The 527-nt window shown below is 61.7% G+C and carries 2 protein-coding genes; both read right to left on the bottom strand.

The window, feature by feature from the left end; all coding sequences use genetic code 11:
• Window positions 1–369, bottom strand: a 369-nt coding sequence (locus GEV06_29270) for a hypothetical protein (GenBank protein ID MPZ21927.1), incomplete at its 3' end; no start/stop codon positions are given.
• 66 nt (window positions 370–435) lie between these two features.
• Window positions 436–527, bottom strand: a 92-nt coding sequence (locus tag GEV06_29265; protein MPZ21926.1) for a DUF2892 domain-containing protein, incomplete at its 5' end; no start/stop codon positions are given.

The following is a 527-nucleotide window of genomic DNA, read 5'->3' as shown; positions in this document are numbered from 1 at the left end:
CAGCGCGTACGCGATGAACACCCATGCGAGAAGCGCCCAGGACGAACGCGTCGGAGCGAACCGCTGACGGTTCTGCACCACGCCCCACCAGAACTGGAGGCCTGCCTGCACGAGGAACAGCGCCGCGAATAACCACGCCGCAGGGTTGATCCGCGTGAAGAAGGCAGCGTGATACGCGAGAGCAGACCAGGCCCAGTGGGTCGCAAGAAACGCACTGATGATGCGGCCGGACGGCCGTCGCGACGATGCCAGCAGGAATGCGCACACCAGGACAGACGCGATCCACAACGCCACGACGCCAGGCCACAGTGTCCCGTTGTAGGCGGCAAATACGTCGAAGAATTGCTCACGCGTGAAGGGCAGTCGCATTGATAGGGATCTGGCGTGAGCCGAATACTGTCGATCACGAACAGCTCGTCCAAGGTGAACCGAGGGTTACCCCCGAATGCCGGCGCGTCTCAAGAATGCCATCATCGGGCACCAGTTGGTGAAGGCCGACTGGAACAAGTTCAAGCCAACGAAGAGCG

Origin of the sequence: Luteitalea sp. (genome assembly GCA_009377605.1) — a bacterium.
Lineage (GTDB): Bacteria > Acidobacteriota > Vicinamibacteria > Vicinamibacterales > Vicinamibacteraceae > WHTT01.
Note: the sequence above shows the minus strand (reverse complement) of the source record. Positions and strands in the feature narration are given on the sequence as shown.